The 21,937-nt window shown below is 63.9% G+C and carries 19 protein-coding genes; 8 read left to right on the top strand and 11 right to left on the bottom strand.

The annotated features are described in order from the left end of the window. Window positions 1–167: 167 nt before the first annotated feature. Both J9893_RS10495 and aguA read right to left on the bottom strand, forming a co-directional pair. On the bottom strand, window positions 168–1,871 hold the full coding sequence (locus J9893_RS10495) for an amidase (RefSeq protein ID WP_210600614.1): 1,704 nt from the start codon (window positions 1,869–1,871) through the stop codon (window positions 168–170). 280 nt (window positions 1,872–2,151) lie between these two features. Beyond that, entirely contained in the window at window positions 2,152–3,249 is a 1,098-nt protein-coding gene (aguA, locus tag J9893_RS10490; RefSeq protein ID WP_210600616.1) for an agmatine deiminase, read from the bottom strand. Between the two features lie 145 nt (window positions 3,250–3,394). Here aguA and J9893_RS10485 point away from each other — a divergent pair, with 145 nt between their 5' ends. After that, window positions 3,395–4,306 carry a LysR family transcriptional regulator gene (locus J9893_RS10485; RefSeq protein WP_210600618.1) on the top strand — a complete coding sequence of 304 codons (912 nt, stop codon included), beginning with the start codon at window positions 3,395–3,397 and terminating at the stop codon, window positions 4,304–4,306. 466 nt (window positions 4,307–4,772) lie between these two features. Next, window positions 4,773–5,108 (top strand): endonuclease domain-containing protein, encoded by a 336-nt coding sequence (locus J9893_RS10480; RefSeq protein WP_210600620.1) that lies wholly within the window; start codon window positions 4,773–4,775, stop codon window positions 5,106–5,108. Window positions 5,109–5,447: 339 nt separating this feature from the next. On the opposite strand, the gene J9893_RS10475 is transcribed toward J9893_RS10480, so the two are convergent. After that, entirely contained in the window at window positions 5,448–6,014 is a 567-nt protein-coding gene (locus tag J9893_RS10475; RefSeq protein WP_010672924.1) for a TetR/AcrR family transcriptional regulator, read from the bottom strand. Window positions 6,015–6,181: 167 nt separating this feature from the next. Here J9893_RS10475 and J9893_RS10470 point away from each other — a divergent pair, with 167 nt between their 5' ends. Together J9893_RS10470 and J9893_RS10465 are read left to right on the top strand one after the other, a co-directional pair. Continuing rightward, window positions 6,182–7,219, top strand: a complete 1,038-nt coding sequence (locus J9893_RS10470) for an alkene reductase (protein WP_041214552.1) — start codon at window positions 6,182–6,184, stop codon at window positions 7,217–7,219. Window positions 7,220–7,411: 192 nt separating this feature from the next. Next, a complete protein-coding gene (locus J9893_RS10465) occupies window positions 7,412–8,323 on the top strand; it encodes a bifunctional helix-turn-helix transcriptional regulator/GNAT family N-acetyltransferase (RefSeq protein ID WP_113069660.1) in 912 nt (303 codons plus the stop codon). Window positions 8,324–8,492: 169 nt separating this feature from the next. Here J9893_RS10465 and J9893_RS10460 read toward each other — a convergent pair whose 3' ends face one another. From J9893_RS10460 to J9893_RS21645, 5 genes are all read right to left on the bottom strand, one after another. After that, a complete protein-coding gene (locus J9893_RS10460; RefSeq protein WP_113069659.1) occupies window positions 8,493–9,437 on the bottom strand; it encodes a bile acid:sodium symporter family protein in 945 nt (314 codons plus the stop codon). Between the two features lie 103 nt (window positions 9,438–9,540). Continuing rightward, on the bottom strand, window positions 9,541–9,879 hold the full coding sequence (locus J9893_RS10455; protein ID WP_104451827.1) for a nuclear transport factor 2 family protein: 339 nt from the start codon (window positions 9,877–9,879) through the stop codon (window positions 9,541–9,543). A gap of 168 nt (window positions 9,880–10,047) precedes the next feature. Then, window positions 10,048–11,637 carry a peptide chain release factor 3 gene (prfC, locus tag J9893_RS10450; protein WP_089503670.1) on the bottom strand — a complete coding sequence of 530 codons (1,590 nt, stop codon included), beginning with the start codon at window positions 11,635–11,637 and terminating at the stop codon, window positions 10,048–10,050. 244 nt (window positions 11,638–11,881) lie between these two features. Continuing rightward, the gene (locus J9893_RS22065; protein WP_270830011.1) at window positions 11,882–13,570 is read right to left on the bottom strand and encodes a diguanylate cyclase; all 1,689 of its coding nucleotides are present in this window, start codon (window positions 13,568–13,570) and stop codon (window positions 11,882–11,884) included. An 18-nt stretch (window positions 13,571–13,588) separates the two neighbouring features. After that, window positions 13,589–13,750 carry a hypothetical protein gene (locus tag J9893_RS21645; protein ID WP_234839593.1) on the bottom strand — a complete coding sequence of 54 codons (162 nt, stop codon included), beginning with the start codon at window positions 13,748–13,750 and terminating at the stop codon, window positions 13,589–13,591. A 195-nt stretch (window positions 13,751–13,945) separates the two neighbouring features. Here J9893_RS21645 and J9893_RS10440 point away from each other — a divergent pair, with 195 nt between their 5' ends. Beyond that, complete coding sequence (locus J9893_RS10440; RefSeq protein WP_210600622.1) at window positions 13,946–14,950, top strand: sensor domain-containing diguanylate cyclase; 1,005 nt, start codon at window positions 13,946–13,948, stop codon at window positions 14,948–14,950. A gap of 12 nt (window positions 14,951–14,962) precedes the next feature. Here J9893_RS10440 and viaA read toward each other — a convergent pair whose 3' ends face one another. Next, complete coding sequence (gene viaA, locus J9893_RS10435; protein WP_029313704.1) at window positions 14,963–16,417, bottom strand: ATPase RavA stimulator ViaA; 1,455 nt, start codon at window positions 16,415–16,417, stop codon at window positions 14,963–14,965. Window positions 16,418–16,512: 95 nt separating this feature from the next. Continuing rightward, on the bottom strand, window positions 16,513–18,126 hold the full coding sequence (locus J9893_RS10430; RefSeq protein WP_201895115.1) for an ATPase RavA domain-containing protein: 1,614 nt from the start codon (window positions 18,124–18,126) through the stop codon (window positions 16,513–16,515). 216 nt (window positions 18,127–18,342) lie between these two features. Between J9893_RS10430 and J9893_RS10425 the strand changes: the two genes are divergently transcribed. After that, window positions 18,343–18,780, top strand: a complete 438-nt coding sequence (locus J9893_RS10425) for a hypothetical protein (RefSeq protein ID WP_210600624.1) — start codon at window positions 18,343–18,345, stop codon at window positions 18,778–18,780. A gap of 74 nt (window positions 18,781–18,854) precedes the next feature. Beyond that, a complete protein-coding gene (rimI, locus tag J9893_RS10420; protein ID WP_029313700.1) occupies window positions 18,855–19,304 on the top strand; it encodes a ribosomal protein S18-alanine N-acetyltransferase in 450 nt (149 codons plus the stop codon). A 73-nt stretch (window positions 19,305–19,377) separates the two neighbouring features. Here rimI and J9893_RS10415 read toward each other — a convergent pair whose 3' ends face one another. Beyond that, on the bottom strand, window positions 19,378–19,920 hold the full coding sequence (locus J9893_RS10415) for a thioredoxin family protein (protein ID WP_210600626.1): 543 nt from the start codon (window positions 19,918–19,920) through the stop codon (window positions 19,378–19,380). A gap of 182 nt (window positions 19,921–20,102) precedes the next feature. Between J9893_RS10415 and J9893_RS10410 the strand changes: the two genes are divergently transcribed. Further along, window positions 20,103–21,893 (top strand): long-chain fatty acid--CoA ligase, encoded by a 1,791-nt coding sequence (locus J9893_RS10410; protein WP_210600628.1) that lies wholly within the window; start codon window positions 20,103–20,105, stop codon window positions 21,891–21,893. The last annotated feature ends 44 nt before the right edge of the window (window positions 21,894–21,937 follow it).

Raw genomic sequence — 21,937 nt, 5'->3', positions numbered from 1 at the left:
CTGAGTTTACGACGTGCTACTTTCTCGTTGGTGGTCATACGGTGACTCCGGATAACACGGTAGGGGTACCGTTTTGTTATCCGGTTTGAAGCCGTATGACCACTCCCTTTTGTGGGCAACTGTCAGGTGAATACCATCTCCATACAGGATATTAATCCCAAAACCTATCACCCCAACGGCGGCGTGCGTGGCGGCACCCTGCGCTTGCTGCCGGTGGACTCGAAGGCCGAGGCGACGCGTAGCAGGTTGTTGTCGTCATAGGCGCGACCGGCGAAGGTCAGGCCCACCGGCATACCGATATCGGCCATGACGCCCATGGGGACTGTCACGGTCGGCACGCCGAGATGGCGGATGGCGAGGTTGCCGTTGGCAACCCAGATGCCATTGCTCCAGGCGATATCGGCGGAGGCCGGATTCACATCCGCATCAGCCGGGGCGACGTCGGCAACGGTGGGGAACAGCACGGCGTCGAGCTTGAGCCCGTCCATCCAGTCCTCCAAATCCAGCTTGCGAGTCTTCTCCAGAGCGCGCAGGCCATCCGGCACTGTGGGGATCTCGTCAAAGCGCTTGATGCCACGCTTGGCCATATTGACGTACTCGTCCATGCCCGCCGCCAGATCGCCCTCGCGGTTCGGCAGGGTGCCCGGGTCGTGGGGGAAGATCTTCGGCCCATCGACATCGGCCAGCTTGTTGAGCTTGGGATCGCCATTGGCGCGCAGGAAGTCGTCGAACGCCCAGCCGGAGAGCTCCCACAGCTCGTCATTAAGAAACTCCGGGCTCACGATGCCGCGATTGAACACGGTCGGCGCGCCGGGTCTGTCCCCTTCGCAGTTGGAGACCAGCGGGAAGTCCACTTCGATGACTTCGGCGCCAGCGGCTTCCAGCGCCTTGCGCGCAACTTCCCAGAGGGCAATTACGGTCTCGCGGGTATGAATGCGCTGACCGGTCGGGCCGCCGATGCCGGGGTTGTCGCTGGTGCCGGCCAGTTCATCCTTGTTGATAAACATGCGCGGCACGCCGAGGCGCTTGCCCTTGAGGGCATCGGGCTTGGCAGCCAGATCCAGATAGGAAGCCGGACGCACTTCAGAGGCCTTGGGCAGCTGCACCCAGGGCTGCATGCGCCACAGATCGCCACGGGTATCAGCATCGTCGGCCACCACTACATCGAGCACTTCCAGCAGATCGGCCATGGTGCGGGCATAGGGCACCACCACATCCATGGTTGGAGTCAGCGGCCAGTTGCCGCGCACCGAGATGACGCCACGGGACGGGGTGTAGGCGCACAGGCCGTTGTTGGAAGCCGGGCCACGGCCGCTCGACCAGGTCTCTTCGGCCAGACCAAAGGCGGAGAAGCTGGCGGCGGTGGCGGTACCAGCGCCGTTGGAGGAGCCGGAAGCAAACGGCGCGGTCAGGTAGTCGGCGTTGTAGGGGCTCTCGGCACGGCCATAGACGCCGCGCTGCATGCCGCCATTGGCCATCGGCGGCATATTGGTTTTGCCAAGGCAGATGGCACCGGCGGCGCGCAAGCGCTCAACGGTAAAGGCATCGCGCTGGGCCACCAGATCCTTGAAGGCCGGGCTGCCGGAGGCGGCGGTCAGCCCCTTGACCAGATAGCTGTCTTTGGCGGTGTAGGGGATGCCGTCGAGCGGGCTCAGGGTCTCGCCACGGGCACGGCGGGCATCGGAAGCTTCGGCCTCTTTCAGCGCATCGGGATTGGCGACCACCACGGCATTGAGTTTGGTGGCAGTCTCGGGGCCGTTGTAGGCCTCGATCCGGGCCAGATAGGCCTTGACCAGTTCGACCGCTGTGGTGCGGCCTGATTCGAGCGCGGCACGCAGCTCGGCAATGGAAACCTCGGTCACTTCGATCATGGGGATCTCCTGTAAAAGGGTGACTGTTTGTCATGATGATCGCCGCATCGGCGCCTGCGACCATCACGTCATCAAGGGATAAAACCCCACTGAGTGGGGTTTTGAATACCAACCTCGGCTGGCTTGGAATCGGTTTACGACCCGTCGCGAGAGGCCGGAAGCTCAGTGAAGAGCAGCGCAGGAACCGGAGCGTATTAACATACGTGAGCCCTCGGTTTCACATAAGCGAGCAGCACATGAGCCTTGATCACGGTCTCGCAGCAGGATCGTCATCCGGTTCTTATTTGCCGGAGGGGATCTGCTGAGTAATGCAGTGGATATTGCCACCGCCCAGCAGGATCTCGCGGGCCGGTACGCCGACCACGGTGTGATCCGGGAAGATCTCTTCCAGAATGCGCTGGGCTTCGCCATCGGTGGCGGCATCCAGCAGCGGATAGACGATGCGATCGTTGGTGATGAGGAAGTTCACGTAGGAACCGGCCAGACGGCCTTCTGCCTCGCGCGGCACACCGCTGCCGCTCTCGACGCCGGTAGACTCCTCTTCAGTGCAGAACAGCGGGCCCGGCTGGGGCAGCTTCCACACTTTCAGCTTGCGACCCTTGGCATCGACCGCCGCTTCCAGCACCTTGAGGGCGGCCAGGGAGCGGGCGTACTGGGGATCGTTCTCGTCATCGGTCCAGTGCAGGGCCACTTCACCTGGGCGCACGAAGCAGCACATATTGTCGATGTGGCCGTCTGTTTCATCCATGTAGACGCCTTCGTCCAGCCAGATAAAACTGGTGACACCCAGATAGTCGCGCAGGTGAGCTTCGATCTGCTCTTTGGTCAGGTGCGGGTTGCGGTTTTCGTTGAGCAGGCACTCGGCGGTGGTCAGGCAGGTGCCTTCGCCATCCACATGGATGGAGCCCCCTTCCAGGATGAGCGGCGCGGCGTAACGATCCATGCCGTGCTGCTCCAGCATCTGTGCCGCCACTTTCTCGTCCTGATCCCAGGGGTAGTAGAGGCCGCCCTTGTGGCCGCCCCAGGCGTTGAAGCCCCAGTCCACCCCACGGCACTCGCCTGCGGCGTTGGTGACCACGGTGGGGCCAGTGTCGCGGGCCCAGCAGTCATCGCTGGCCATCTCCACCAGGGTGACGTGGGCGGGCATGATGGCACGGGCCTGCTCCATAAACTGGGCCGGCACCCCCATAAAGACCGGCGTCGCGCCACCGATGGCATCGGCCACCTTGGCGAAGGTGGCCTGGGCGAAGCGACCGGCTTCCCGCCAGTTGTCCGGGCGGAACGGCCAGATCATCCAGACGGCCTGTTGGTGAGCCCACTCGGCGGGCATGGTGAAGCCGTCGGCGGCCGGCGTGGAATTCATGGTCTTGATGCTCATCGCAAGGCTCCTTGCATGGATTGAGGCCCCCGATTTGCCTGGGAACCCTGAAAAAATAAGAGTGGGTCGCAGTGTAAGAAGTTGCGCGCCCATCCATCAAATGAATAGGATTAATTGTCCCATAAACACGGCGAATAATCCCCCCATGAAACTGCACCAGCTCGACCTCAATCTGCTGCTCGCCTTTGACGCCCTGATGACGCAAGGGAGCGTGACCCGCGCCGCCGAATCGCTCTTTATCAGCCAGCCCGCCATGAGCCACTCCCTCGGCCGGTTGCGGGCCTTTCTCGGCGACCCGCTGCTGGTGCGCACGCCCCAGGGGATGTTGCCGACTCCCCGGGCCCAGCGGCTGCATCTGGGGGTGCAGCAGGCGCTGCGGCTGCTGGAGCAGCAACTCTGGGAGGAGGACGAGTTCGCGCCGCGCCAGTCGAAGCGCCGCTTCGTGCTCTGCACCACGGATTACGTGGAATGCGTGCTGATCCCGCCCCTTATCCAGCGCCTCAGGAAGCTGGCCCCCGGCGTCACCATCGAAATCCGCATCCTGCGCGATACCCTGCCCGAAGCCGAGCTGGCGAGCGGCGAGATAGATCTAGTGCTGGGGTTTGACGAGTACATGCAGGTGCCGGGGTATCTGGGCAAGGAGACCTGGCTCACCGAACCCCTGGCCGGGCTGGTGCGCGCCACCCTGGAGCTGGAGGAGGAGCGCATCACCCTCGACCAGCTAATCGAGATGCCCCATGTGTTCCACTCGCCGCTCGGCACCTCGGAGGCGAGCCTCGACCGCTATTTGCAGAGCCTGGGCCATAACCGCACCATCTCGGTCAACAGCCAGAGCTATATGTCCGCCGCCGCCATCGTGAGCCAGAGCGACCACCTGCTGGTACTGCCCAGCATGGTGGCCGAGCTGCTCGCCAGCCACTGGCCGCTGAAAAGCCTGCCCCTGCCCGACGACGTGCCGGACTATCACCTCAACTGCGTCTGGCATCCGGTCCACGCCCAGCAACCGGCCTTGATCTGGTTGAAGGCATTGATGAAGGATCTGGTCAGCCCCGCGTAAACCCGCAGCGTCTGGCATACCAAAGCAGCATGCGCAGCAGCCGGCCCAGGTGTGGCTCAAGCATCTGATGAAAGAGCTGGTGACTCCTGAATAACCCGACGGCGTGTGACTCCCCCCCTCATCCCCAACCCTTCTCCCGCAAGGGGAGAAGGGAGCGGATCTGCGCCACTGGCAGCATCGCAAACAACCTGTCTGCTAGGGCGAAATACATCCCACCAGCACATCGACCTGTCGATTCATCAGCTCATCAGCTCATCAGTTCATCAGTTCATCAGTTCATCAGTTCATCAGTTCATCAGTTCATCAGTTCACGATGGCCCCGAGATGACCAACAAGATGACAACTGTTACTCGATCTGTCCCCTCTCCCTCTGGGAGAGGGCCAGGGTGAGGGGACGCCACCCACTCAGTCACCAGACCGGGGAATGGCTATATCTAATAGGTTCAAACAGCTCTGGATAAGCACCATGAGAACCCATCCGTTTGCCAGGCGCATGAGGCGAGAAGCCACCCTTGCCGAACAGAAACTGTGGCTGCAATTGCGCGACCGCCGCCTGGCTGGGGTGAAATTCCGTCGCCAGATGCCCATCGGGCCCTACATTGTCGATTTCATCTCGCTTGAGCAGAGGCTGATCATCGAGGTAGATGGGTCACAGCACAACGAACCGGCCGGACGGCAACATGATGGCGCAAGAACGGCCTACCTCAATCAGCAGGGCTTTCGGGTGATCCGGGTGTGGAATAACGATGTATTGAGTCGGATAGAGGCCGTACTGGAACTTCTTTTGCTCTCTTTGCGCTGAGCACGAGCCCTCCCCTCATCCCCAGCCCTTCTACCATTCTTTTGTAAATAAGTGGGAGAAGGGAGCAAACAACCCGGCGGCGTGTGGCATCCCAGCAACAACAAAGGCTCCCGCAAGGGGAGAAGGGAGCAAACAACCCAGCGGCGTGTGGCCTCCCCCAGAAACAGCCATGGCTCCCGCAAGGGGAGAAGGGAGCAAACAACCCAGCGGCGTGTGGCATCCCCAGAAACAACCATGGCTCCCGCAAGGGGGAGAAGGGGGCAAAAACCCTGCTGCGAGGGGCATGCCCAGCAACAACAAAGGCTCCCGCGGGAGCCTTTGTTGTTTACATCTTCGCCATCACGCCCGCAGGGCGCTCATCATCCGGGCAACGACACCGGCCAGCAGAGGGCGGTCGGGGTGACACTGGGCGAAGGTGACCAGTCCCTGGATATGGACCTGCAAGAAGGCGGTCAGGGTGGGGATGTCCCCCTCTTTTGCCAGCTCTCCCTGCGCCTTTGCCAGGGCCAGCTGCCCGGCCAGATCCTGTTCCAGCTCGCCGTAGATGGCCTTGAAGCGAAGGTGCAGCTCCTCGTCCTGCTCCGCCAGCTCCATCAGGGTGCGGGTCAGCAGGCAGGAGCCCTGCAGGGCATCGTCCACCACCTGCTCGAGGAAGGCGTGCAGCCCCGCCAGCGGACTGGGCTGTGCCAGGCAGCGACGGCGCAGGGCTCCCTTCTCTGCCACATAGTGATCGACCGCCGCCAGCAGCAGGCCGCGTTTGTTGCCAAAGGCGGCATAGAGGCTGCCGGGGTGCAGGCCGGTTGCGGCCACCAGCTCCTGCATGGTGGTCTTGGCATAGCCTTTGGCGCGAAAGGCTTCCATGGCGTTTCGCAAGACGGCATCCCGATCGTATTCGGCGCTGCGCATGGGGTCTCCGGTGGCAAGGTCCCGCGGGACGGAAAAAACAGGGCGGCAAGTTTACCCCAGCCTCCCCCGTCAATCCATGTTGAATGCTTGTTCAAAAAATACTTGCACACAAACCAAAAAACGTCTTGAATGCCCGTTCAAGAATCACTCCCTCAGGACAGACGATCATGAATACCCTGTTTCAGCCCTATCGCCTCAACGACACCCTCACCCTCGCGAACCGTTTCATGATGGCCCCCCTCACCCGCTGCATGGCTGGCCCGGGTCTGGTGCCCACCGAACAGATGGCCGCCTACTACGGCCGCCGCGCCGACATCGGCCTCATCATCTCCGAAGCCACCATCATCCGTCCGGACGGGCAGGGCTACCCCAATACCCCGGGGCTCTACAGCGCCGAACAGATCGCCGGCTGGAAGAAAGTGACCAGCGCCGTGCATGCCAACGGCGGCAAGATCTTCGCCCAGCTGTGGCACGTGGGCCGTCTCTCCCACCCCTTCTTCCACCACGCCGAAGTGCTGGCCCCCTCCGCCGTCGCCCATGAGGGCACGGTGCCGCGCATGCGCGAGCTGGTCTATCAGGTACCCCGCGCCCTGACCGGGAGCGAAATCGCCCAGCTGGTCGAGGATTACGCCCAGGCCGCCGCCAACGCCATCGAAGCGGGCTTTGACGGGGTGGAGATCCACGGTGCCAACGGCTACCTCATCGATCAGTTCCTGCACCACGCCAGCAACCTGCGCACCGACAACTACGGCGGCAGCCCCGAGAACATGAGCCGCTTCGCCCTCGAGGTAGTGGATGCCATCGCCGCCCGCATTGGCGGGGATCGCACCGGCCTTCGTCTCTCCCCCGGCGCCTATGTGCACCTGGAAGGGGATGCCCGGGATCGCGCCGTGTTCGACCACCTGCTGGCCGAGCTGAACCAGCGTACTCTGGCCTATCTGCACCTGGGTATCTTCGATGACAGCCTCACCTTCGACTACCTGGACGGCCGCGCCTCCGACTACCTGCGTGCCCGCTACGACGGCCACCTGGTGGGGGTGGGCAACTACAGCGCCGAGACCGCGCTCGAGGCCATCGAGGCGGACCGCTTCGACCTCGTCGCCATCGGTCGCCCCCTCATCGCCAACCCGGACTACCTCGCCAAGGTGAAACAGGGCGACGCCCTGGTGCCCTATGCCGACACCATGCTGGCCGAGCTGGTCTAACCCTCGCCGGCACCTTGCCAGACCAAGGATGGGATCCGCGCCCCCGCGCGGGTTTCCAATGTTTGGGCCCTCTCCCGGGCCCTTTTTTCTGCCTGTCTTTCGCCCTTTTTCACGCAAATGGTTGTCATCAACAACCAAAAGATGGTATTGGTTGCGCATAACAACCAAATGCCATCACAAGGAGACAACCCCATGGATCCCCGCCCCCTGCGCGCCCTGTCGAGGGAACTGGTACGCGAACTCGGCATGCTCTCCCAGCAGTGCGGCTCGCTGGCCCTGAGCCCCCTGGAGGCCCACCTGCTCATCGAGCTGGAGAACGGTCCCGCCACCAACCAGCAGCTTGCCGAGCGCCTTCGCATCGACAAGTCCAACGCCAGCCGCCCCCTGGCCCGCCTCGCCGAGCGGGAGCTGATCGCCTGGCAACCCCACCCCTCGGACGGGCGCAGCAAGGAGGCGAGCCTCACCGAGCCGGGCAAGGCACAGCTTGAGGAGCTGCACCGGCAGATGGACGAGACCATGGCGGGGGCCCTGGCCCAGCTCTCCCCCGCCGAGTGCGAGCAGATCTGGGAGGGCATGCGGCTCTATCGCAGCGCCCTCTCCCGCGCCCGCCGCCAGCAGGGGTTCGTCATCCGCCCCATCACCCCGGCCGACAATCCCCGGATCGCCGCCGTGGTGCGCGCCGTCTCCGCCGAATACGGCCTCACCGCCGACAAGGGGTACGGGGTAGCGGATCCCAACCTCGATTTTCTCCACGAGACCTATCAGGGGGAGCGCAGCCGCTACTGGGTGATTGAGGGGCCGGACGGCACCATTCTTGGCGGGGGCGGCATAGCGCCGCTGGCGGGGGCAGCGGATGTATGCGAGCTGCAGAAGATGTACTTCCTGCCCGCCCTGCGGGGGCTGGGGCTGGGACGGCGGCTGGTGCTGCAGGCGCTGGCCGAGGCTCGCGCCCTGGGTTACCAGCGCTGCTATCTGGAGACCACCGCCGTGCTGCGGGAAGCCACCGCCCTCTATGAATCCCTGGGCTTCGAACACCTGCCGGGGCCCCTTGGCTGCACAGGCCACGACGCCTGCGAGATCTGCATGGTGCTGGCGCTCGACTAGGGAAAGTGCGAACAAGTATCCCAAGAACAAAAAATGAAAATTTTAGTCATTTAATATCAATGGGTTACCAGTAAATGCTCTCGTGCCATATGACTTATTCGCACCTTCCCTAGCTCAAACAACAACAAGGGGCCCATGGCCCCTTATTGTTTCATCTTGCGCCCCCTGATCAGCCAGCGCGCTGCTCCAGGGTCCCAGCAGGCCGGGAAAGCGGTCGCTTGGCCCAGACCCCGGCCAGCAGAGAGCCGGACAGGTTGTGCCAGACCGAGAAGAGGGTGCCAGCCATGGCCGAGGCGGGAGTGAAGAATTTCATGGCCAGCGCCGTGGCGAGGCCAGAATTCTGCAACCCCACTTCGAAGGCCACGGTGCGGCAGATCCGCTCCTCAAAGCCCAGCCAGCGACTGACCCAGTAGCCCGCCACAATGCCGATGCCGTTGTGCAGGATCACCGCCAGCGCCACGATGGGGCCGATGCTGGCGAACTGCCCTGCGTTGAGGGCGACCACGATGGCGATGATCATGACGATGGCGGCCATGGAGACGAGCGGCAGCACGGGCTCGATACGTGCCGTCAGGGAGTGGAGGAAGACATTGGCAACCACCCCGAACACCACAGGGATCAGCACTATCTTCACCAGGCTCAGCAGCATGTCCAGCACCGGCACGTCGACGCTCTTGCCAGCCAGCAGCTGCACCAGCAGGGGGGTGACGAGGACCCCGAGCAGGGTGGAGAGAGCTGTCATGGTGATGGAGAGAGCCACATCGCCCTTGGCCAGATAGCACATCACGTTGGAAGAGGTGCCACCGGCGACGCTGCCCACCAGCACCATTCCCACGGTCAACTCGGCATCAAAGCCCAGCAACAGGCTGACCAGCAGAGCGGCCAGCGGCATCACGCTGAACTGCAATACCAGCCCGAGGCCGATGGCCTTCTTGTTGCGCACCACGTCGAGGAAGTTCTGGGGTTTGAGGGTCAGCCCCATGGCCAGCATGATGATGGTCAGCAGCGGCACTATCTGGCCCTTGAGGCCGACGAAGGGCTCGGGCTGCCAGTAGGCCAGCAGGGAAAACAGCAGGGCCCAAAGCGGGAAGAGGTGGGTGATGCGTCCAAGCATGGTGTACTCCTTGTTATTGTCCAGACGCGGGCAGACCAGGGGATGCCCGCAGGGAACTTTCTCTTATACCAGCTTTGTCGCCGGCAGGCCCGTGTCGCGGCGCTCAGGAAGGGAAATAGAACCAGGCGGTCTGGATAAGACCCTCCTTCACCTCGAACACCGCCACGCTCTCGATGGGCTCAAGGGAGAGGCCATGGATCAGCTCGTGATCAAACACCTTGTTGCCCAAGACGGTGCGTGACAGCAGCTCGGCCTTGAGCAGCGGGTTGTTGAATCTGTGCTCCGCATAGAAGGCCCGCAGCGCCCCCTTGCCGACTGTGCTCGGCGTCTCGGTCGGCATGCGATAGCCTTTGAAATCCGGGGCAAAGCAGGCCACGAAGGCATCGAGATCGTGGGCATTGTAGGCGGCAAACTGCGCCTCTACGGGTTGGGTGACGGACATGTCTCTCTCCATGGGTGAAATTTAAATCACTTATCCTTGATTTTTATTCATTCATCAAGCCCCGGATGGGGATCGCCGCCCCTTCCAATGACAGGCCCCATAACAAAAAACCCCGCCGAAGCGGGGTCTCTCTGGTCATCAGCCACCCGCTGGGTGCGGGCAGGGTGATCAGTGTTCGCGGGTCTGGCGGAAGTGAACGTCCGGGTGACGCTCCTGGGCCAGGCGCAGGTTGACCATGGTCGGCGCGATGTAGGTGAGGTTGTCACCCCCATCGAGGGCCAGGTTGACCTCGTTCTTGCGCTTGAACTCCTCGAACTTCTTGACGTCGGTCCCTTCCACCCAGCGGGCGGTGGCGACGTTGACCGCCTCGTAGATGGCCTCGACGTTGTACTCGCTCTTGAGGCGCGAGACCACCACGTCGAACTGCAGCACACCGACCGCACCGACGATGAGATCGTTGCTGATGAGCGGACGGAACACCTGCACCGCCCCCTCTTCGGAGAGCTGCACCAACCCCTTGAGCAGTTGCTTCTGCTTGAGGGGGTCACGCAGGCGGATACGGCGGAACAGTTCAGGTGCGAAGTTCGGGATGCCGGTGAACTTGAGATCTTCACCCTGGGTGAAGGTGTCGCCGATCTGGATGGTGCCGTGGTTGTGCAGACCGATGATGTCGCCGGCACAGGCCTCGACCGCCTGTTCACGGTCACCGGCCATGAAGGTGACGGCGTCGGAGATGTTCACGTCCTTGCCGATGCGCACGTGGCGCATCTTCATGCCCTTGCTGTAAGTACCTGACACGATACGCATGAAGGCGATACGGTCGCGGTGTTTCGGGTCCATGTTCGCCTGGATCTTGAACACGAAACCGGAGAACTTCTCCTCAGTCGCCACCACTTCGCGGCTCTCGGCCTTGCGCGGCATGGGGGCTGGCGCCCAGTCTGTCAGGCCGTCCAGCATGTGGTCGACACCGAAGTTGCCAAGGGCGGTCCCGAAGAAGACCGGGGTCATCTCGCCGGCGATGAAGGCGTCGTGATCGAACTCGGGAGAGGCGCCCTGCACCAGCTCCAGCTCGCCACGCAGCTGGGCAGCCAGATCGTCGCCGATGGCCGCGTCCAGCTCGGGGTTGTTCAACCCCTTGACCACCCGCTTCTCCTGGATGGTGTGGCCCTGACCGCTCTGATACAGGTAGGTCTCGTCCTTGTAGAGGTGATAGACACCCTTGAAGGACTTGCCGCAGCCGATGGGCCAGGTGATGGGGGCGCACATGATGTTGAGCTCGCGCTCCACCTCGTCCATGACCTCCATCGGGTCGCGCACTTCGCGGTCCAGCTTGTTCATGAAGGTGAGGATGGGGGTATCCCGCAGACGGGTCACTTCCATCAGCTTGCGGGTCCGGTCTTCAACACCCTTGGCGGCGTCGATGACCATCAGGCAGCAGTCGACCGCCGTGAGAGTACGGTAGGTATCTTCGGAGAAGTCCTCGTGACCCGGGGTATCGAGCAGGTTGACCAGGCAGTCGGCATAGGGGAACTGCATCACGGAAGTGGTGATGGAGATACCGCGCTGCTTCTCCATCTCCATCCAGTCGGATTTGGCGTGCTGGCCCGAGCCACGGCCCTTGACGGTACCGGCGCGCTGAATGGCCTGTCCGAACAGCAGGACCTTTTCGGTGATGGTGGTTTTACCCGCATCCGGGTGCGAGATGATCGCAAAAGTGCGTCTCTTGGAGACTTCACTCAGAAATTCAGCTGACATAATTCAACGTTCTTCTATTGAGCGGCGGCCTGGAGCCACCGTGGGAAAAATGCGGGACAGCACCTTGGAATCAGGGCGCCCATGCAGACAACGACACCACGCGGGCGGGTCAGTGACCACCGGTGGAGACAGGAGAAGCGCGTTGCATTACATGGGTCTGGCCCCGGATCAAAGCAAAATTGCGCGGCATTATACCCGCGCGAGTGAAAAATACCCAGCCCGCTATCACGGGGGCCCGGAGTCGGCCTCACCGGGCCGTCATCACCCGGTTGCGCCCCGCCAGCTTGGCCTCGTACATGGCCTCGTCGGCCCGGCGTACCAGCTCGCCCAGGTTGTCATCCTCGGGTTTGTACTGGGCGCAGCCGATGCTGATGCGGATGGGATGATCCGCAGGCACCCCCTCAATCTCGAGACGGGCGACGGCCTGGCGGATCCGCTCCGCCACCTCGACGGCCTCGCCCAGGAGGGTATCCGGCAGCAGCACCAGAAACTCCTCGCCGCCGTTGCGCCCCACCCTGTCGAGGCTGCGCAACTGCTCCTCGATGCACTGGGCCACGGCGGTGAGCACCCTGTCCCCCACGTGGTGGCCCAGCTGGTCGTTCACCTTCTTGAAGTGATCCACATCCAGCAGCAGCACGCACAGGGGTTTGCCCTCCTCCCGCGCCTGGGTGAACCATTTGCGCCCCTTGGCCTGGATCTGGCGCCGGTTGTGGATGCCGGTCAGTTCGTCCGTCATGGCGAGGCGCTGCATCTTGCGGGTGCGCCCGCGCTGGTGCACCACCAGGGTACCCATCACCACCAGCAGCAGGGCCACCACCAGGTATTGCCAGTAGCGCCGCTCCTGCAACTGCTTGAGTTTCTCCGCCTGCAACTGCTGCTGGGACCTGAGGCTCTGGTTTTCCAGCTCCTTGCGGGCGAGATCGAACTCGAAACGCATCTGCAAGGAGCGCTGCTCCCGCAATCTGAGCTCGAGGGCCTGGCGGGTCTCGACATAGGTCTTGAGGCTGGTGAGGGCCGACTGGATATGCCCCTGACGCTCCAGCACCCGGGCCCGTGTCTCATGCACCCGGGCGAGGAAGCGCAGGTTCTGCTCCCGGGTAAAGATGGGCTCGGCCTCGTCCAGGTGCCGCAGCGCCTCGCCGGGACGGTTCAGGGCCTCGAGGACCTCGGCCATGACGAGGTGCCAGTGGCCCAGGGTGACGCTGTCCGCCCCCTCCCCCTGATGAAGGGAGGCTGCCGCCTGATCGAGCTTGGTCATGGCCTGGTCCGGCTTGCCCTGTTTCTGCAGGATTGTGGCCAGCTCGATCCGGCTCCAGGCCAGTACTCCTTCCTGCTTTGACCCCAGATAGTAACGCTCCGCTTCGGCCATCAGGGGCAGCGCCTTGTCGTACTCTTCGGTGTCGATGTAGAGGAGCCCCTGCTGGCTGTGAATGTCCACCAGGTGCTCCTCGTCCCCGAGCTGCCGGTAGTCGTGTTCCAGCTCGTTGAAGTAGCTCTCGGCCCGCTCATAGAGCCCCATCCTGCGATAGGCATTGGCAATATTGGCGAGCCCCTCGCGCCCCTTGGCCTCCAGCCCGAGCGCCTCGTAGCGCTGGTGGGCATCGATGAGATCCATCAGCCCCTCCGCCAGCTCCCCCTGGTAGGAGTACATCTCCCCCCGCAGACTCAGGATGTCGGCACGCTGGCGCTCATCCCCGAGCCGGCGAGCCAGGGTCAGGGCGGCGTCGTAATCCTCCCCGGCCCCGGCCATGTTGCCGAGCAGTTGCCGGTGATACCCGCGGCAGGCGAGCAACCCTACCTCGGTGACCCTGTCCTTGCGGGCACGGGCCTGCGCCAGCTCCTGCTCCTGCTCGGCAAACGCCACCGCGCGGCGAAACTCCTCGTCCCGTTCACTCGGCTGGGCCCAGCACTGCAGCCGGGCAAGGCGGCCCTGCACCTCGGGCGGATAGTGTGCCTATCCGGCAGTCAGGGCGGCGACGCGCTCGCGAAACACCTGCACCGGCATCGTCGACTCTTCCAGTCGCTGCAACGCCAGTTGCAACTCGTACCCAGCCAGTGGCGTCGCCTGGGCCAGGGCAACCCCCAGCAACAGACCACCTCCCATCAGGATCTTCATGCGGACATTTTCTCCTCTTCACTGGCCGGACGCCGCGCTCACCACTGTCATCATATCCCCACAGACTCTGGGCGCACAGCCGCCAGAGGGTGAGAAAACGCCTCATATCGAACGAGAGCCTCCCCTATCTCCTTCTTTACAGAAGGAGAGAGTGCATCGACTATATATGCTTTCGAACAGGGGAAGGGATGAGAAATGACCTACGAGGAGCTGAGGGAGGCTTACGACAGGTTGTTGCTGGAGAACGAGCGTCTCAAACGCATCGCGGATGACGCGCGGGAGAAGCTGGACGCAGCCATGGACGGCACCGGCCTGTGCATCTGGCAGAACCATGTGCCCACCGGCAAACTCATCATCTTCAACCGGCGCTGGGGCTCCATGCTCGGCTACCAGCCCAAGGAGCTGTCGGCCCACTTCGACGTCTGGCGCGCCCACCTGCACCCGGAGGACAGGGAGCAGGTGCTGCAGGCCTTCTTCGACCATCTGGAGGGCAAGAGCCCATTTTATCAGGCGATGCACCGCATGATCGCCAAGGATGGCAAGACCACCTGGGTGCTGGACCGGGGCCGGGTGGTGGAGCGGGATGATCAGGGCAACCCCGTCCGGGTGATGGGCACCCACATCGACATCACCCACGAGAAGGAGTACGAGCAGCAGCTCGCCCAGCTTGCCCACCGGGATCCCCTCACCGGCCTGTTCAACCGCACCGCGCTGCACCGCCACTTTCCAGGGGAGTACCAGGCCATCTGCTTCATCGATCTCGATGACTTCAAGCTGGTGAACGACAACCTGGGCCACCGGGCAGGTGACGAACTACTGGTCTCCCTCGCCCAGCGCCTTCGCCACTGCTGCGGCGAGGAGGTACGGCTGGGGCGCATCGGCGGGGACGAGTTCGTGCTGCTGCTGCCCTGGGCGTGCGACGATCCCCGCACCAGCCACCTCGCCCGCCAGTGCATCGATGCCATCGCCACCCCCTTCGAGCTGCCCAACGGGGACGCCTCGGTGGGACTGAGCATGGGAATTGCGGCCATCCGGCCCCAGGACGATTTCGGCGCGGCGCTGGCCCGGGCGGATCAGGCCATGTACAGGGTCAAGCGCAGCGGCAAGCGGGGTTTTTGCATTGCCCAGCCAAGCGGTCAGCCGCTGCTGGATCAGGAGCAGGTCAACGAACGGGGCCTCTACCACAGGCCCACTCTCTGAGCCTGAGCGCCCTCAATGGCGCTGCCAGCGCCGCAGCAGGCGTCCACGCAGGCCGCAATCGAGCAGCCAGCTGTTGTCGAACACCCGCAAAATGGCCGCCTTGGCGTGACGGGACATGGCGACCGCATGGAAGCGTGTCTGCTGCGCCCGTCGCCGGTTCATCCGCTCGAGCAGGGGGTGGGGCAGGTTCTGGGCGATGAAGTCGGAGATGACCAGCACGTCGGCCTTGGCAAAGGCGGGTTGTTCAAGCTGGGTCAGGGCCTGCTCCAGGCAGGGCACCAGATCGGTCCCCCCGTGAAAACTCATGGAGAGAAAACGCTCCGCCTTCTCAAGCCCGGTGTCGGCGGTGATCTCCAGGGTCGCCACCTCGGTGGAGAAGAGCATCAGATAGCAGCCCCGCTTCTCCTCCATCGCCCCCTTGAGCAGGGCGAGAAACAGCGCCTTGGCACACTCCTCCGGATAGCCCCCCATGGAACCTGACGTATCGACGCAGACGATGAAGGGGCCCCGCGGCTGCACCTCCTGCCCTCCCTGCTCGGGGGAGCGCAGCATCAGACGCTGGCGCGGCAGGGTGCCCCGCGACTGGTAGCTCAGCAGGCGCCGCTCCAGATAACGGCGATAGAACTCCAGCTCCAGCTCCGGCAGCGCCAGCATCACCGCCTCGCTCGGCAGGAGGCGCATCAGATCGCTGGCCGGGTGCACCCCCACCAGATCGTCCGGCACATCGTCACTTTGCACCTCCTCCAGCTCGTGCACAGGCACCGGCGGCAGCGTCCTGTCCTCGCTGCGCCGCTCCCGCTCGCTGCGCCCAAGCAGGGCGGCGATCTCCGCGAGCAGAGGCTCCTGCTGCAACATGCGGGCGTACTGCTTCACCAGCGCCAGGCTGCGCTTGTGCCAGCTCCCCTGGGCCAGATCCCAGAGCCCCCCGGCGGAGATCTGGTGCGGATCCAGGGCATCGGCCAGGGTCCGGTTGGCCAGCAGTTGATCCTCTATCTCCTGGCGCTGCTTCTCCCGCTCCGCCTCCGCTATCTGCTGCTGCAACTGCAACAGGCTGCCCACCAGGCTGGCGCGCCACTTCTCGATGAAGAGCTGGCGCAGCCCCTCGGTGGGCTGGGCCACTATCTGGCGCACCAGGCTGCGGGCATCCCCCGCAAAGGGGCTGTGCTGCTCAAGGGCTTCCAGCAAGGCAGGCAGGCGCCCCACCAGCTCCGGCAGAGGCAATTGCCGGTGGGCCTGATAGAGCAGGTATTCCCGCTCGAGGGCCACCGGCACCGGCTTGTGGCGCATCTCCTCCCCAAGCTGTTCGCTCCAGGTCTGGATTCGCTTTCTGAGCAGCTTCCCCTGCAGGGGCGAGCGCTTGAGGAACTCGGAGATCTTGGGGGTGGAGGCAAGCAGCAGCGCCATCTCCCCCGCCAGCTCCCCCTCCCCCATGAGCAGCCCCAGGTCCATCATGCCGATCTCTAGCATGGGCCACCCCGGACGTTGAGATGTGATGGAGTATCATGCTGACTAAACATGTTTTTCATCCTGTTTATTTCACCAATCCCACGTCAGACGCGACGTCACCCCTGTGCATCGAGAAGAGGCAGACGATCCCGCCACTGCTGCAGCTCGGCCCCCAGCCGCTCCAGGTCCCGGTTCAGCACGAAGAAGCTGTCCTCCACCTGACGCAGCCAGTGGTCCCCCACGAACAGATGGGGCTGGTGACGGTCGAACAGGTTGCGCTGGCCCTTGAGGTTTTGCAGCACCCGGTTCACCTGGCCCGTCAGGTCGTCCAGGGCCGACAGCCAGGGGGCCATCACCACCTCGGGGATGGGGGTGCGCTCCACCAGCATCAGGGGCACGGGCTGGCGCTGGATATCCAGCACGTGCAGCCGCAACTGCTCGTCCAGCACCAGCTCGTAGTGCCCCTCCTTGGGGTTGCCGAGAGGCCAGCCCACCAGCGCCTCCCCGGTGGGGTGCCAGTGAGAGAGCAGGGTGCGATCGAAGGTGAGGGTGCCGGTGAGGCGCTCGGGATCGCTGCCATCCAGGGGCGCCGGAGTGAGCAGCTGGAAATGCACCAGCTTGCCGAACGGCCTGGCGTTGGCCAGCGGCAGTTCGGTGCCTCGGGCGCGGCGGCCGAACCACTGCTTGCGCTTGACCGCCTTGCAGCCGATGCGCAGGGCGACCGCCCCCTGCAACTGCTTGAACTGCTCGCGCAGGGAGAGCAGCTCCCGGGTCAGCGCCAGTTGCTGGTAGCCGTAGAGGCGGGAAAACTCGCCGATCATCTCCAGCAGCGCGGTGCGGGAAGCCTCGTCGTGCCAGAGGCAATCCTTGAACAGCAGCAGATCCAGGGGAGCCACCTCGTCGCGGCCATTGAAGAAGGCGCTCGCCTTGATGAGCCGCACCGCCTTCTTCCAGCGCCGATCCGAGACATAGCAGCCGTGCCCGAGCTGGCTGTCGAGCTGCTGGCGCAGCTGGTAGATGAGTTCGAAACAGGCGTCCGGCAGGCGCACCTGCTCGATGGCATCCTGCCAGGCGTCGTACTCCTCCCCCCGAATCTGCACCGAGGGGGTCAGGTTCTGATGGGACTGGCCATCGCTCGCCAGCATGGCCTGGAAGTTGGATTTCTCCTGTACCCTGTCCATCCAGACCCGCACCAGCATGCGATCGTAGAGCGCCTCCAGCCCGCTGTCCGGGGCTGGCAGCTCGTTCGAGGCGGTGACCAGCAGCCGCATGGGAATGGGGTGCTGGCTGTCGCCGTTGCGAAACTGCCGCTCGTTGATGGCGGTGAGCAGGGTGTTGAGGATGGCGGGGCCCGCCTTCCAGATCTCGTCGAGGAAGACCACTTCGGCCTCCGGCAGGTAGCCGCTGGTCAACCGCAGGTACTTGCCATCCTCCTTGAGCGCCTGGATGGAGAGGGGGCCGAACACCTCCTCCGGCGTACTGAAACGGGTCATCAGGTATTCGAAATGGCGGGCATCCTGAAACGCCAGCTTGAGGCGCCGCGCGATCAGGCTCTTGGCGATGCCCGGGGGGCCCAGCAGAAAGACGCTCTCGCCACTCAGGGCCGCCAGCAGGCCGAGCCGCAGGGCATCCTGGCGCTCATACAGTCCCTCACCAAGGGCGGAAAGGAGCCGTGGCAGGCGCTCATGAATGGGGGTGGCACGAACAGTATTCTGGGCTAAAGGCGGCATAGGCACAGTTCCGAAGCTGATAGGTCATCCGTGTTGACGGGGTCCGGCCTCTGGCCCCGCCCCACTCTCATTGTCTGTCATCTCTGCCCCCGGGGAGGCGCTCGTTTGCCATCGCCACAGGGCGAAAAGCGCACGTCCGGGGTGCAGCAAATCCCGCGAGAGTGTACTCTGCGCATCATTATTTACCCCAACGCAGATCAAGAGTGAGCCTTCGCCATGCAAGATCCCCTGCTGGACCCGCTGCGCCAGCGCATCCTGGCCCGCATGGGCATCCCCCTCTGGCAACAAAGAGGCCGACTCCTGGCGGGAGGCACCAGCCCCGACGGCGCCGCACAGCCGGGAAACACGCCCGCCGACGAGGTGCTGGCCCCGCAGGAGACTGCCCCTCTGCCGACCGGCAAGCTCTGGCTGCTGGCAGAGACGCTGCCCGCGCCCTCCCTGCTCGGGGACATCTGCCGCTGGCTCGGCCTTGGCACAGACGAGGTCTCCCTGCTGTCCGAGATGCCTTCCCTGCCAGCAGGGGGCGCTTCGCCCCTGCTCTGGCTGACGGCGCCGGACCCTCGCTGGCCCGATGCCCTGGTCTGCCCGCTCAAGCCCGATGGGGCGCACAAGCGCGCCCTCTGGCAGCAGTGCCGGCAGCGCCACACCCCTTGATGCTCACGACCATGGCACGGCCATGGTGTCCATCGCAAGCCTGAATCCCGTCCGGAGTGACCATGTCTGACCTCTTGCCCCACTTTCGCCCCCTGCTCGAATCGGACTTCGAAGCCATCTACCCCATCGAGCAGGCCGCCCACCAGGAGCCCTGGAGCCAGGCCAACCTGCTCTCCTGCTTCGGGCCGCGCTATCTCAACGGCCTGATGCTGGTGGACGGACGACCGGCCGGTTTCTACATCTCGGATCTGGTGGCGGGAGACAGCTCCCTGATGAACATCTGCGTACACCCCGACTTTCAGGGCAAGGGGCTGGGGCGGGCGCTGCTCAGGGAGTACCTGGCCCGCAGCAAGGCCGGCAAGGCCGAGGCCTGGTTCCTGGAGGTCAGGGCCGGCAACCGCACCGCCATCAACCTCTACGAGAGCGAGGGGTTTGCCGAATATTGCCGCCGCGCCGACTACTATGGCACCGGGCAGGAGAGGGAGGATGCCGTGCTGATGTCCCGTCTGTTCGACTTCGGCTGACAACCCGCTGCAGACCGCCGTCAGCGGGCAACACCCCCTCTGACCTCCCAGACTCCCCCGCTTCGCTTCCCCCTCAGGGCAGGGGCGCGTTGTCGATGGAGGGGTCTTCCAGGCTCAGGGTCACCCTCAGCACGGCCTCGAAGGCGGCTCCCGAGAGGGGCATGAAGAAGCCGCGACCATAGGTGACGCCGGGCATCCAGATCTGTTCGATATCCACCGCGATCTTGATGGGGCGAAGCGGCTCACCCGGTCGCTGGACATAGATGCCAGGGGCCGTCGCAACCTGGGGGAAGCGGCGCAGAATGTGCTCGCTGCCATCCCCCGCATCCAGGTTAAGTCGCACCTTCACCAGCCCCGCCAGGGCGGATTGCATCTCGGGGGCACGCCACAGCCTAGTATTCAGCGCCTTGCAGCGTCGGCACTTGGCGCGCTCGATCACGTAGAGCAAGGGGTATCCTTCCCTCAGCGCCAGCCGCTGCGCCTGCTCATAGCCCTCGGCGCCGCTCAGCCAGGGATTCTCCTGCTCCCCCGCGCCCCCCAGCAGATACCAGAGGGCGCCTGCCCCCGCCAACAGCAGCAACACGCCGGTGAACAGGCTCTTGATCCCGATATTCATGGTGCAACTCCCTGAATGAATCCGATCCCTGCCCCCTATCATGCCTCACTCTCATCTGGTTGACGACTTTGTGATCCAGGACAAATGGCGCACACTTGTAAGCTGTAATGTTAGAGTTTAAACTCCAGCCCCGATTTTGGTGCCCCCTGCGGGCGCACAACTGTTACTTGAGGATGCGTGAGATGTCGCAGTTTCATCTGGTTAGAGTGATGCGTGAGCGTATTGCCCGCCTTGGCAACAAGGCCGCCCTGCGCGTCCAGCAGGATGGCCAATGGCGCGCCATCGGCTGGCGAACCCTGGGTCAGGCCATGGATTATTGCGCCCAAGGCCTGATCCGGGCGGGCCACCAGTCCGGCGAGATGGTCGGCATCTATGCCCGCAACATGCCCGAGTGGACCCAGGCCGACCTCGGCATCCTGGCCGCCCGTGGCGTCAGCGTGCCCATCTACCCCACCAGCACCCTCGATCAGCTGCGCTACATCGTCAAGGATGCCGGCATCAGGATGCTGTTCGTGGGGGAGCAGCCCCAGTTCGATCAGGCGCTGCACCTCATCGACAGCGGCGAGATAAGCCACATCGTCGCCCTGGACGGCACCGTCGATCTGCGCGGCTGCGCCTCGGCCAGCCACTTCCAGACCTTCCTCGTCTCCGGCAACCACCAACCCAGCGAGCAGGTGCTGCGCGAGCGCGAGCGCCACTACCGCATGGACGACCTGCTGACCCTCATCTACACCTCGGGCACCACGGGCGAACCCAAGGGGGTCATGCTCGATTTCGCCAACATGGCCGCCTGCTTCGAAATGCATGACGCTCGCCTCGACCTCAGCGAGCAGGATGTCTCCCTCTGCATGCTGCCGCTGAGCCATGTGTTCGAGCGCGCCTGGAGCTACTACGTGCTCTATTGCGGCGCCGAGAACGTCTACATTCGCGACCCGCAGAAGGTGATGGATGTCATCGGCGAGGTGAAGCCCACCGTGATGTGCGCCGTGCCTCGCCTCTACGAGAAGGCCTACGCCATGATCCAGGCCAAGGTCGCCCAGGCGCCGCGCCTGCGCCGCGCCCTGTTCGGCTGGGCCACCCGGGTGGGCAAGCAGATGGTCGCCATCCGTCAGGCGGGCAAGTCCGCCTCTCCCCTGCTCTATGGCCAGCTCTGGCTTGCCGAGCGCCTGGTGTTTCGCAAGCTGCGCGCCCGTTTCGGCGGTCGCACCCGCTTCCTGCCGGTGGCGGGCGCCCGTCTCGCGGACGAGGTGAATCTCTTCTTCCAGGCCATGGGGCTCAACCTCAAGTACGGCTACGGCATGACCGAGACCACCGCCACCGTCTGCTGCTATGAAGACACCCAGTTCAGGCTGGGCTCCATCGGCACGGCGCTAAACGGCATCGAGGTGAAACTCGGCGAGAACAACGAACTGCTGGTGCGCGCCCCCACCGTGATGCGTGGCTACTACAACAAGCCGGAGGCCACCGCCGAGGTGATGACCGAGGATGGCTTCCTGCGCACCGGCGATGCAGGCGAGCTGGATGACGAGGGCAACATCTACTTCACCGAGCGCTTGAAGGAGCTGATGAAGACCTCCAACGGCAAGTACGTGGCGCCGCAACTGGTCGAGGGGACCCTCGGCAAGGATCGCTTCATCGAGCAGATTGCCATCGTCGCCGATGCCCGCCACTTCGTGTCGGCGCTCATCGTGCCCTGCTTCGAGTCCCTGGAGGAGTACGCCCGCTCCATCAACCTGCAGTACCAGTGCAAGACCGAGCTACTGCGCCACTCCCGGGTGATGGAGTTCTTCGAGGCCCGCATTCAGGATCTGCAAAAGGAGCTGGCCAAGTTCGAGCAGGTGAAGAAGTTCACCCTGCTGCCGAGCGCCTTCTCCATGGAACTCGGGGAGATCACCCCCACCATGAAGCTGCGCCGCAAGATCATCGAGGCCAAGTACCAGCGCGAGATAGAAGCCATGTACAGCCACGTCTGATCGACGGGCCTGATATGAAAAAGCCGCTCATGGAGCGGCTTTTT

Source organism: Aeromonas sp. MaB10011B, assembly GCF_017939325.1.
GTDB lineage: Bacteria > Pseudomonadota > Gammaproteobacteria > Enterobacterales > Aeromonadaceae > Aeromonas > Aeromonas caviae.
This window is presented reverse-complemented; position numbering and strand designations above follow the sequence as displayed.